This is a genomic window from Methylobacterium sp. A54F (genome assembly GCF_053346035.1).
In genome coordinates, this window is sequence record NZ_JBKFBF010000005.1 from 53,426 (window position 1) to 64,900 (window position 11,475).

At 73.7% G+C, this 11,475-nt stretch carries 9 protein-coding genes; 3 read left to right on the forward strand and 6 right to left on the reverse strand.

Translation table 11 applies throughout. The annotated features are described in order from the left end of the window. The first annotated feature begins 172 nt into the window (after window positions 1-172). Both gyrA and ACLBXP_RS09975 read left to right on the forward strand, forming a co-directional pair. A complete protein-coding gene (gene gyrA / locus ACLBXP_RS09970) occupies window positions 173-2,890 on the forward strand; it encodes a DNA gyrase subunit A (RefSeq protein WP_447667485.1) in 2,718 nt (905 codons plus the stop codon). Window positions 2,891-2,998: 108 nt separating this feature from the next. Next, entirely contained in the window at window positions 2,999-3,250 is a 252-nt protein-coding gene (locus ACLBXP_RS09975; protein ID WP_447667486.1) for a hypothetical protein, read from the forward strand. Here ACLBXP_RS09975 and ACLBXP_RS09980 read toward each other — a convergent pair. The 3 genes from ACLBXP_RS09980 to ACLBXP_RS09990 form a co-directional block, all read right to left on the reverse strand. Next, window positions 3,239-4,303: a YcjF family protein gene (locus ACLBXP_RS09980; RefSeq protein ID WP_447667487.1), complete on the reverse strand. Its 1,065-nt coding sequence runs from the start codon at window positions 4,301-4,303 to the stop codon at window positions 3,239-3,241. The genes ACLBXP_RS09975 and ACLBXP_RS09980 overlap by 12 nt on opposite strands. Window positions 4,304-4,325: 22 nt before the next feature. Beyond that, window positions 4,326-5,774 carry a YcjX family protein gene (locus ACLBXP_RS09985; RefSeq protein ID WP_447667488.1) on the reverse strand — a complete coding sequence of 483 codons (1,449 nt, stop codon included), beginning with the start codon at window positions 5,772-5,774 and terminating at the stop codon, window positions 4,326-4,328. Between the two features lie 120 nt (window positions 5,775-5,894). Continuing rightward, window positions 5,895-7,049, reverse strand: coding sequence for a hypothetical protein (locus tag ACLBXP_RS09990; protein WP_447667489.1), 1,155 nt, complete (start codon window positions 7,047-7,049; stop codon window positions 5,895-5,897). A 162-nt stretch (window positions 7,050-7,211) separates the two neighbouring features. Between ACLBXP_RS09990 and ACLBXP_RS09995 the strand changes: the two genes are divergently transcribed. Next, window positions 7,212-7,535, forward strand: coding sequence for a hypothetical protein (locus tag ACLBXP_RS09995; RefSeq protein WP_447667490.1), 324 nt, complete (start codon window positions 7,212-7,214; stop codon window positions 7,533-7,535). Window positions 7,536-7,619: 84 nt separating this feature from the next. Here ACLBXP_RS09995 and hisN read toward each other — a convergent pair whose 3' ends face one another. The 3 genes from hisN to ACLBXP_RS10010 all read right to left on the reverse strand — a co-directional run bounded on the left by hisN (window position 7,620) and on the right by ACLBXP_RS10010 (window position 11,474). After that, window positions 7,620-8,408, reverse strand: coding sequence for a histidinol-phosphatase (gene hisN / locus ACLBXP_RS10000; protein ID WP_447667491.1), 789 nt, complete (start codon window positions 8,406-8,408; stop codon window positions 7,620-7,622). Between the two features lie 84 nt (window positions 8,409-8,492). Continuing rightward, window positions 8,493-10,547 (reverse strand): AI-2E family transporter, encoded by a 2,055-nt coding sequence (locus ACLBXP_RS10005; RefSeq protein WP_447667492.1) that lies wholly within the window; start codon window positions 10,545-10,547, stop codon window positions 8,493-8,495. Between the two features lie 168 nt (window positions 10,548-10,715). Beyond that, window positions 10,716-11,474, reverse strand: coding sequence for a LamB/YcsF family protein (locus ACLBXP_RS10010; protein ID WP_447667493.1), 759 nt, complete (start codon window positions 11,472-11,474; stop codon window positions 10,716-10,718). Window position 11,475: the final 1 nt, after the last annotated feature.

Genomic DNA, 11,475 nt, shown 5'->3' on the forward strand with positions numbered 1-11,475 from the left:
GTAGACCGGTGCGGATGATGCCGCGCGGCGCCTTGCGCGGGCCCGTGCTGATGATTATTTAACCATCTGATTTCATTCGTATTCCCGAACCTCCGGCGCCGCTCCCAGGCGGCTTCCCGGACGGCTTCGCCCCAGACCAGGTGGGCTCCCCCCGCCGAGACGGAAGAAGACCTTGGCAGACAACACCGATTCCGGCGCGCCGCCCCCGCCCGCCACGGACATCAAGCCCGTCTCCATCACCGACGAGATGCGCCGCTCCTACCTCGACTACGCGATGAGCGTGATCGTGAGCCGCGCGCTGCCGGACGCGCGCGACGGCCTCAAGCCCGTGCACCGGCGCATCCTCTACTCGGCCTTCGAGTCCGGCCACCTGCCGGAGCGCAAGTACGTCAAGTCGGCCCGCATCGTCGGCGACGTGATCGGCCTCTACCACCCGCACGGCGACCAATCGATCTACGACGCCCTGGTGCGCATGGCCCAGGACTTCTCGATGCGCCTGATGCTCATCGACGGGCAGGGCAATTTCGGCTCGGTGGACGGCGATCCGCCGGCCGCCATGCGCTACACCGAATCGCGCCTCGCCAAGCCCGCCACGGCGCTGCTGTCCGACATCGACAAGAACACCGTCGACTTCCAGCCGAACTACGACGAGTCGCGCGAGGAGCCGACCGTCCTGCCGGCCCGCTTCCCGAACCTCCTCGTCAACGGCGCCGGCGGCATCGCGGTCGGCATGGCGACGAACATCCCGCCGCACAATCTCGGCGAGCTGATCGACGCCTGCATCGCCCTCCTCGACGATCCCGGCCTCACCATCGAGGCGTTGAACGAGATCGTGCCGGGCCCCGACTTCCCCACCGGCGGCCTCATCATCGGGCGGGCCGGCACCCGGCAGGCCTACGCCACGGGCCGCGGTTCCATCATCATGCGGGCGAAGTCCCACGTGGAGGAGCTGCGCAAGGAACGCGAGGCGCTGATCTTCACCGAGATCCCGTATCAGGTGAACAAGGCGACGCTCGTCGAGAAGATCGCCGAGCTCGTGAAGGACAAGCGCGTCGAGGGCATCTCCGACCTGCGCGACGAATCCGACCGCGACGGCATGCGCATCGTGGTCGAGCTGAAGCGCGACGCCATGGCGGACGTGGTGCTGAACCAGCTCTACCGCTACACGCCGCTGCAGACCTCGTTCGGCTGCAACATGGTGGCGCTGAACGGCGGCCGCCCGGAACTCCTCAACCTCCGGGACCTGCTCCTCGCCTTCGTGGACTTCCGCGAGGAGGTGGTCTCCCGGCGCACCAAGTTCCTGCTCGGCAAGGCGCGCGAACGCGCCCACGTCCTGTGCGGGCTCGCCATCGCGGTCGCCAACATCGACGAGGTGATCCGCCTGATCCGCACCTCGCCGGACCCGAACACCGCCCGCGAGGCGCTGATGGCCCGCGACTGGCCGGCCCACGACATCGCGCCGCTGATCGCGCTGGTGGACGATCCCCGCCACCGCGTCGCCGACGATGGCACCTACCGGCTCTCCGAGGTGCAGGCCCGCGCGATCCTCGATCTCCGCCTGCAGCGTCTCACGGCGCTCGGCCGCGACGAAATCGGGGACGAGCTGAAGACGCTCGCGGACGAGATCGCGGACTACCTGGACATCCTGCGCTCGCGCGCCCGCATCCAGGGCATCGTCAAGGACGAGCTGACGGAGGTGCGCACGCAGTTCGCCACGCCCCGCCGGACCGAGATCGTCGATTACGATTCGAGCGTCGAGGACGAGGATCTGATCCAGCGGGAGGACATGGTCGTCACCGTGTCCCACGCCGGCTACGTCAAGCGGGTGCCGCTCTCGACCTACCGGGCGCAGCGCCGCGGCGGCAAGGGCCGCTCGGGCATGACGACCCGCGACGAGGATTTCGTCACCCGCCTGTTCGTGGCGAGCACCCACACGCCGGTGCTGTTCTTCTCCGACCAGGGCCAGGCCTACAAGGAGAAGGTCTGGCGCCTGCCGATCGCCGCCCCGAACGCCCGCGGCAAGGCGCTCGTCAACATCCTTCAGCTGCAGCAGCAGGGCGAGCGCATCACCACCATCATGCCGCTGCCGGAGGACGAGGCCTCCTGGGAGACCCTCGACGTGATGTTTGCGACCGCGAGCGGCAACGTCCGCCGCAACAAGCTGTCCGACTTCGTGCAGGTGAACCGCAACGGCAAGATCGCCATGAAGCTCGATGCGGGCGACCACATCGTCCACGTCGAGATCTGCCGCCCCGACCAGAACGTGCTGCTCACCACGGGAGAGGGCCAGTGCATCCGCTTCCCCGTGGAGGACGTGCGCGTCTTCAAGGGACGCGACTCGACGGGCGTGCGCGGCATCAACCTCGCCGAGGGCGACCGCGTGATCTCGATGGCGATCCTCAACGCCTTCGAGGCGAGCCCGGAGGAGCGGGCCGGCTACCTCAAGATGCGCCGCGCCGTGATGGGCGACGCAGCGGAGGGCGAGGCGCCGGAGGAGGCCGAGGAGGCCACCGGCGAGGCCGCGATCTCCACGGAGCGCTACGCCGAGATGAGCGCGGCCGAGCAGTTCGTGCTGACCCTGTCGGAGCGGGGCTTCGGCAAGCGCTCGTCCTCCTACGAGTACCGGACCTCGAACCGGGGCGGGAAGGGCATCACGGCGATGCGCGTCAACCCCCGCAACGGCAGCCTCGTGGCCTCGTTTCCCGTGGAGGCCACGGACCAGATCATGCTGGTGACCAATGCCGGCCAGCTGATCCGCGTGCCGGTGGACGACATCCGCATCGTCGGCCGCGCCTCGCAGGGCGTCACCGTGTTCAACACGGACAAGGCCGAGCGCGTCGTCTCGGTGGAGCACATCGAGGGCGAGGAGGAGGGGACCGAGGAGGTCTGACCCGCGCCGGGAGCCGTGGAGAACCGGCGCCCCTTAACGCACCGTTAACCCTGCGGGGGCTGGATGGGTCCCGGGTTCGGGGCGCTTCGCCCCCCGCGGGAGACCGATGTGACGAGAAAAGAGCTCCTGGAACGGCTCGAGCGGGTGCAGGCGGCCCTCGGCCCGAGGGCCAGCACCACCTTCAACAGCTCCATCTTCAACGATGCGGCGCTCCTCAAGCGCATCGAGGCCTTCGAGGCGCAGGTCGACGCCGTCGAGAAGCCGAAGGTCGCCGACTACACCGGCAACATGTTCAGCCGCATCGCCAACCGGCGGGCGGCGCAGGCCGCACCGGGGGCGAAGCAGGCCTCAGGGGGCTGAGCCCCGCCCGGCGCCCCGCTCCTCGCCCTTGGTCTCCGCCTCGGCGGAGCGGAGCAGTTCCCCGGCCACGTCGGCGAGGCGAGGCGGTGCCTCGCGCACGAAGGGCAGGGGGCGGCAGACCGCCAGCGCCGCGAGCCCGAACCGGGCGGTCATCAGCCCGTTCAGCACGCCCTCGCCGAGCTTGGCCGAGATGCGGGCGGCGAGCCCGAGGCCCAGCACCTGCTGGATCATGCTCTCGCCCACCGCCATGCCGCCCGTGACCGTGAGGTGCGCGAAGGCCGCGCGGGCGAGCCGCAGGAAGCCGAGAAAGCCCGGCCGCCCGCCGTAGATCGTGGCGAGCCGGCGCAGCAGGCGCACCGCGGAGAAGACCACGAAGGCGACGTCCACGATCGCCCGCGGGCTCAGCGCGGTGACGGCCGAGACCTGCTTGGCCGCCGCCGCGATGGCGTTGCGGGCCTGCCGGTCGAGGTCGGCGAGCAGCTCGTGCTCGGCGATGCCGAGCCGGTCCTCGACGTCCAGGATCGCATCCCCCAGCGCGTCGAGGCGCTGGCGGCCCCCGGCGAGCCCGGGCCGGTTCGCGTAGAGGCCCGCGAGCTCGCGCACCACGCCCTGCGCGCCGGTGTGGTCGCGCGCCGCCATGGCGTCCACGGCATCCTGGCGCAGGCGCTCGATCTTCCGCTCCCGCCAGAGCCCGCCGAGCTCCCGCGCGACGAGCGCCAGGAAGGCGACGCCCGCGAGCGCGAGCAGCGCCAGCGCCACCCCGCCGAGCCAGGGCGCGGCCTGGAACAGGTCCGCGATCAGCCGCTCCACGGAGAGGCCGACCCCCAGCGAGACGAGGCCGCCGAGCGCCAGCATCAGGAGCGAGCCCCAGGGCGCGCGCCGCTTCGGCGCGACCGGCACGGCGACGCCGTCGGCCGCCTCCACGATCTCGAACGGCTCCTCGACGATGCGCACGCCCTCCGGGAACTCCGGCGAGGGAGCGGTCCCGTGCGCGGCGTCGGTGCCGTCCGTCGGCGTGATGCGGAACGCGCGCGGACGCTGGGAGGAGCTCATCGGATCATCCTCAAGGCCGGCCTCATGCGAGCCGGTCGCCGATCAGGAACTGCATGGCCCGGTCGAGGCGGATCTGCGGCAGGTGGCCGGGCCGGCCGAGGGCGTCGGGGCGGAGCGCCGGCGGGCGGAAGCGCGGGAAGCGCAGGGAGCCCGGCGGCACCGCGCCCTCCAGCACCGCCTCGGGCCGCACGGGAAGCTCGCCGGGAAAGACCGCGGCCTCGCTCGTTCCGTCGAAGACCTCGCCGCCGATCGCCTCGCCCGCCTCCGGCGTCCCCGCGACGGCCCGCAGTGCGGCGCCGTCGTCGTGGACGGTGGTCTCGCGGGTCGCCCGCACGGAGGCGAGGGCCACGGTGCCGACGCGCGCGCCCGCGGCCTCCGTGCGGCGCATGGCGCGCGACACCAGCAGGCGCAGCAGCGCATCGAGCCGGTCGTGGCTTGTCTGGTGCAGGTGGTCGGCTTTGGTCGCGGCGAACAGCACCCGGTCCGCCCGCGGCGCGAACAGGCGGGACAGCAGCGTGTTGCGCCCGATGTTGAGGCTGAGCAGCACCGCGTCCAGGGCCTCCTCCAGCTCGGCGAGGGCGGAGGGGCCGGCATCGACGGCCGCCAGCACGTCGACCAGCACGATCTGGCGGTCGACCCGCTGGAAGTGCTCGCGGAAGAAGGGCAGCACCACCTTGGCCTTGTAGGCCTCGAAGCGCCGTTCCATCAGGCCCGCGAGGCTGTCGGGGGCGATCGTCTCGGGCAGGTTGTCGAGCGGCGCGAAGGTGAGGGCCGGCGAGCCCGCGAGGTCGCCCGGCATCAGGAAGCGTCCAGGGGGCGTGGTGGCGACGGCCTCGGGGCCGGCCCGCAGCGCCGCGAGGTAGCCCTTGAAGGCCTCGCTCGCCCGCTCGGCAAGCGGCTCGTCGAGGGGTCCGTTCGGGTCGAGGGCGGCGGTCACGGCGAGCCAGGGCGCGGCGGCCGCCCCGCGCCCGGTCCGGCGGGTGCCGCTGAGGGTCGCGCGCGACCAGCTCGTGTAGCTCTGCTCGATCAGCGCGAGGTCGAGGAGCCATTCGCCCGGATAGTCCACGACGTCGAGCATCAGGCTGCCGGGGCCCGAGCGCCATCCGCCGGCCCGCTCGTACTCGATGGCGAGGCGGAACTGGCTGATCCGGTCCGTGGAGCGCGGCCAGCGCCGCGCCTCGGTGAGCGCGGCGATGTGATCCTCGAAGGGGAAGCGGGGCACGTCGTCGTCGGGCTGCGGCACGAGCCGGGCGCGGCGCAGGCGCCCCTCCTGGGCGGGCGCGAAGGCCGGCAGCGCGTGGCCCTCCACGAGGTGGTGGATCAGCGCCGTGGTGAACACCGTCTTGCCCGAGCGGGCGAGGCCCGTCACGCCGAGGCGGAGCGTCGGCTGGATCAGGAGGTCGCTCGACGCCTCGGCGAAGGACCGGACGGCGCTTCCGGCGCGCGCGGCGAAGCTCAACAGGGGCGGCACGGCTCGGCTCGGGCTCGGAAGGACGTGGGGCGGCACGCGGGGGCGTGCGGGGGCCGGGCTGAGGTGGCGCGGGGGGACGCCCACCGCAAGGCTTGCGCGCTCTCGATCGACGCCCGCCGATCAGCGCCTGGCCTCGGCGGTCGGGTCCTCCATAGGCCGTTCGGCGAGCCGGGCGATGGCCGCCTCGACGAGCGCCGGGGTGGCCGCGAAGGTGCCGAGTTCGACCGACGACATGGCGAGCAGGACCGGGGCGAGGTTCGGCCCCGGGCGCCCGTCCGGCAGGAACAGGGCGAGGTCGTCGCCCGGCCGCGCGCCGACGCTCCCGGCGATCCGGGCGGCGTAGTTCGCGATCCGCACCTCGTCGCCGGCGCAGAGGAGCGGCGGCGGCATCGTGAGGGGCAGGAGCGGCAGCCCCGCCGCGATGGCCGGGAGGGCGGCCGATTCGACCACGAGGGTCCGGGGCGCGGGCGTGCGCCGGTCGAGGAGGGCTGCCGGATCCGCCGCACCCCGGCTCGGCTTGGGCTCGGGCCTAGCGGCCAGCGGCTCAGGCGAGAGACGCGCCACGACGTCCGGCACCGGCTTCAGGGGCGGGAGCGGCGCCAGGGGACGCGACCGCGCGCGGGGGCCGCCCTGCGCGAGGCGCGACCAGGGCTGCACCCGCAGCGCCCCGGCCCGGCCCGGCGCCCCGGCCATGCGGCGGGGCGCACCGCCGGGGCGGTGGCGGGCGAGGTAGCGGGCGCGGAGCGTACCGCCGATCCCGCGGGGGGCCAGCGCCGTCGAGACCGGGGCGGCGCCCGTGCCGCGCGCGGGCCCGCATTCGGCGGGCGCCCAGCGCCGCACCACGGCGAGCGCCGTGCGGCGCCCGAACCCGCGGTAGTAGCGCCGCAGCAGCAGGGCCGCCGCATCGGCGCCGTTCGCGGCGGTCGCGAAGGCGGTGTGCCCCTCGGCGTCGGCGCCGATCTCCCCCGTCCAGCGGGCCCGCTTGATGCACCAGTAGTTGTTGAGCTTCACGCAGCGGGCCACGAAGGCGGGATCGTTCGCCGCGAAGCGCACCGCCAGCGCGAGGGCGCCGGGCCGGAGGGAGGCCGCGGCCTCGCCGCGCCAGTTCGAGACCGCGCGGGCTTCCGCGAGGAAGCGCGGCATCCCGGCGGGCGGCGCGGCGGCGAGCGCCTCCAGGGCGGCGACCCCCGCCGCAGCCCGCGTCCGGGCGGCGTCGAGCTCCGCCCCGAGCCGAGGGACGGCGAGCGTCAGGACGATCAGCGCGGGCAGGAGCAATGAGCCTCCGGGGCCACGGAGCGGGCGAGCGCGGCAGCGTGTGGGAAACGGCTCCGGTCTCGCAAGGGTTCAATGCAGGGCTGGCAGCGCCGCCCACACGTCCCATCTCGCAGGAGGAGCTCTCGTGAAACCTGAGGGCTACTACGGAATATGGAGGCGGCGATGAGCGCCGAACCCCGTCCGGCCGGGGGCCGGGACGCCGCCATCGGAGCGGCCGTGGCGCTGTTCGGCGCCTACCTTGCGGGCGGTGCGCTGTGGTCGTGGCTGGCCTGGCCGGGCCAGCGCCTCGACGCGCCCCGCCTCGTCGCCCTCGCAATCGCCGCGGTCATGATGGCGGGGGGCTGGCAGCTGATCCGGATGTGGCTCGACGGCGCCTGGTTCGAGCGCCGCAGGCGCGGCAGCGGCGGGGGCTCCGGCGACCCCGGCGGATCCACGGACACGGGTGGCGGCTGCGACGGGGATTCGGGCGGCTCCTGCGAGGATTGAGCCGGGCCGGCGTGCATCGATGTCCGTTCGATCGCCGTGTCGGGTCCGACGATGCCGCGCCCGCATCGATCGGCGCACCGGCCGTCAGGGATTGAGGTGCTGCAGGACCGTCTCGTGGAGGCGGGGATCGCCGGCCGCCACGATGCGGCCGCCCTCCGTCGCCGGGCCTCCGTCCCAGGCAGTGACGACGCCGCCCGCCCCCTCGACGATCGGGATCAGGGCGACGATGTCGTAGGGCTTGAGCCCGCTCTCGACCACGAGGTCGATCTGGCCCGCGGCCAGCATGCAGTAGGCGTAGCAATCGGTGCCGTAGCGGGAGAGGCGGACGCGCCCCTCGAGCTCGGCGAAGCGCTCCGCCTCCGCGCCCTCCGTGAACAGCCGCGGATCGGTCGTGGCCATGATGGCCCGCCCGAGATCCTCGCAGCGGCGAGTACGCAGGGTCCGGGTCCCGCGGGGCGAGACGAGGCGCGCGCTGCCGCAATCGCCGACGAAGCGCTCGCCGAGATAGGGCTGGTGCATCAGGCCGCGCACAGCGACGCCGTCCTTCTTCAACCCGATCAGGGTGCCCCAGGTGGGCAGGCCCGCGATGAAGGCCCGGGTTCCGTCGATCGGGTCGAGCACCCAGACGCATTGCGCGTCGAGGCGCTCCGAACCGAACTCCTCGCCGAGGATGCCGTGGCCCGGCAGCGCCGCGCGGATCATGTTGCGCAGCACCACCTCGGCGGCGCGGTCCGCCTCGGTGACAGGGTCGAACGGCGCCCCGCCCGACGCCTTATCGTCGAGGCCGAGCTGGGTCCGGAAGAACGGCAGGATCGCCTGGCCCGACCGCTCGGCGAGATCATCCATGAACGCTGCGAGGTCTACGACGCTCATCTGGGCCCCCTCGGTCGGCCGGCCGGCACGGCGGCCCGGGGACGAAACCGGGTCGGGTGCCGGTCCGTCAAGCCCCGGGCGCGCTCACTCGCCCGCGGGGACCAGGGCGCGCGCGGGCGAGGCGGGTGCCGGGGGTGGGGCGACGCCGGCCCGGTCCGCCCGGGCGGCCGCGAGCGCGGCCTCGACGGCGGCGCGCAGGGAGACGACGTGGTCGTCCGCCCCGAGCGCGGCGCGCTGGGCCTCGTCGGTGTGGATCGCGTCGTCCGCCTGCCAGAGCCCGACCACGCACCGCGCGTTGGGGACGCGCCCGCGCAGCCGCGCCACGAGGCGGCGCAGGTGAGCGGGCTCGCCGCTGATGGCGAGCGATATGATGCAGACCATGCGGGCGGGGCCGGGATCGAAGGCATCGATGCGCGCCCGGGCCAGCTCCGCGAAGGGCACCACCCGCACGCCGAAGCCGCGCTTGGCGAGGAGCTGGGCGAGGATCGCGGCGGCCGCGCCGTCCACGAAGCCGCGGCCGGCGACGCAGAGCACGGCGCCCTCCCGGGCCCAGATCTCCGGCATCGTCTCGGGCGTCGGCGCGTCCGCGGGGAGGGGCTCGCGTCCGCAGGCCGGCGGCACGTCGCCCTCCGCGCCGAGGAGCCGGGCCGCCGGGCTCCGCGGATCGGGCGTGCGGTCCTCGCGGTCGGCCAGGTCCTCGATCAGGTCGGCCAGGGCGGTCCGGATGCCGGACTTCTGCTCGGCCGAGAGGACGTTGCGGGCGGCGTCCCGCGCGGCAAGCTCCAGGCCGCGGATCACCACCTCGTCGTAGTAGGCCGACAGCGAGCAGGCCCTGAGGATCAGGTCGGCGTGCTCCTGCACCTCCTCGGGATCGTCGGCGAGGATGCGCTGGTAGAAGTTCTCGACGGGCGTCAGCGCGGGGCGGTCCCCGAACAGCACGTCGAGGAATTCGAGCCGGTCGACGTGGCGGCCGAGGACCACAAGGCAGACGGTGAGGGGGGTCGAGAGCAGCAGCCCCACCGGCCCCCACAGCCAGGTCCAGAACAGGGCCGAGACGAGGACCGCGAAGGGCGAGAGCCCCGTGGAGTGCCCGTAGAGCATCGGCTCGACGAGGTGCCCGACAAGCGGCTCCAGGATCAGGAACAGGAGCGCGGTGGCGATCACCATGTTCCAGCCCGGGTCGACGGCCGCCGCCACGCCGAGGGGCAGGAGCGCCGACAGGAAGGCGCCGATGTAGGGCACGAAGCGCATCAGCGCCGAGAAGATGCCCCACAGCACCGGGTTCGGCACGCCGATCAGGTAGAGCCCGACGCCGATGACGAGCCCGAAGGCGGTGTTGAGCGCGAGCTGTACGACGAAGTAGCGGCTGAGGCGGCGGGCGGCGTCGTCCATCGCGAGGGTTGTGCGGTGGAGGTCGCGCGAGCCGACGAGGCGGATCATCCGGTCCCGCAGGTCCTCCCGCTGCATCAGGATGAACAGCAGCACCACGAACACGATGCCGGCGGTCGCGAGGGGCTGGAGGGTCGGCGAGAGGAGCGTGCCGGCGAGCTCGAGGGGGCCGGGCTGGTGGGGCTTCATCTCGACGAGGACGGGCTTGCGCTCCGCCTCCGCGGGCGGCGCGGCGGAGGGCGGCGCGGGCTGCGCCTTGCCGGCATCCTTGCCGGGATCCTTGGAGGAATCCTTGGCTGGGTCCTCGCTGCCGGCGCTGTGGATCGCTCGGCCGATATTGGCGACGTAGTCGGTGAGGCGCCCGGCCGGGCTGTCGCGCAGGCCCTCGACCTTGCGCTCGATGGTGTCGCGGTAGCGCGGCACGTCACCGGCGAGGTCGGCGAGCTGCACGCCGATCAGCGTCGCCAGGGCCGCCACGACCCCGAGGGTGAGCAGCACCGAGAGCGCCACGGACGGGAAGCGCCCCAGCCGCAGCCGGCGCAGCAGGGCCACCAGCGGCCCGAGCACGAACGAGAGCAGCACCGCGATGGCGATGGGGATCAGGATCTCGCGGCCGAAGTAGAGGCCGGCGATGATCACGCCGCCGACCAGGACCGGCGAGACGATGGCGGCCTTGGGCGTCTCGGCCGCGGCGATCCGCGTCGGTCGCGGCGGCACCGGCGGCCCCTCCTCGGTCGTCTTGCTCGCCATGCCGGTCCGTCCCGCTACGCCACGCCTCGCGCCCCGCGTCGCTTCCATCGAGCGTTGCGCGTCGCAACACGGGAACGGCGGCGCAGGCCCAAACGATCCCTCGACGGGCCGCGTTCCTCACGGGCGCGTGAAAGTGGCTGAGAAGCGAAGGCGCGAGGCTCGCGCGGTTCAGCCCGCGAAGGGCGCGAGGGTGTGGCCGGCCGCCTCCAGCGCGGCGCGCACCGCACGGGCCATGGCGACCGCGCCGGGGCTGTCGCCGTGGACGCAGACCGTGTCCACCGCGAGGGGGAGGCGCCGCCCCGAGAGGGTCGTCACCGCACCGTCCTCGACCATGCGCAGGACGTGGGCGGCGGCCGCATCGGCGTCCGACAGGACGGAGCCCGGCAGGGCGCGGGAGGCGAGCTGGCCGTCATCCGCGTAGGCGCGGTCGGCATAGACCTCGCGGACCGTGGCGAGCCCCTCGTCGAGCGCCGCGCGCTCCGCCGGCAGGCCCGGCATCACCATCAGGATGAGGTCGCGGTCGACGCCCCGCACCGCGCGCGCGACGGCGGCCGCGACGGCGTCGTCGGCATTCGCGAGGTTGGCGAGGGCGCCGTGCGCCTTGACGTAGGTGACCCGGTGCCCGGCGAGCGCCGCGCAGGCCGCGAAGGCGCCGACCTGATAGGCGACGCTGTGCTCGATCTCGGCGGGGGTCAGGGGGATGCGCCGGCGCCCGAAGCCCTGGCGGTCCTCGAAGCCCGGATGCGCCCCCACCGCCACGCCCCTGGCTTTGGCGACCCGGGCCGTCTCCACCATGATGCCGGGGTCGCCCGCGTGGAAGCCGCAGGCGACGTTCGCCGAGGTGACGATGTCCAGCATCGCGGCGTCGTCGCCGAGGGTCCAGGGGCCGTAGCCCTCGCCGAGGTCGCTGTTCAGGTCGATGCGCATG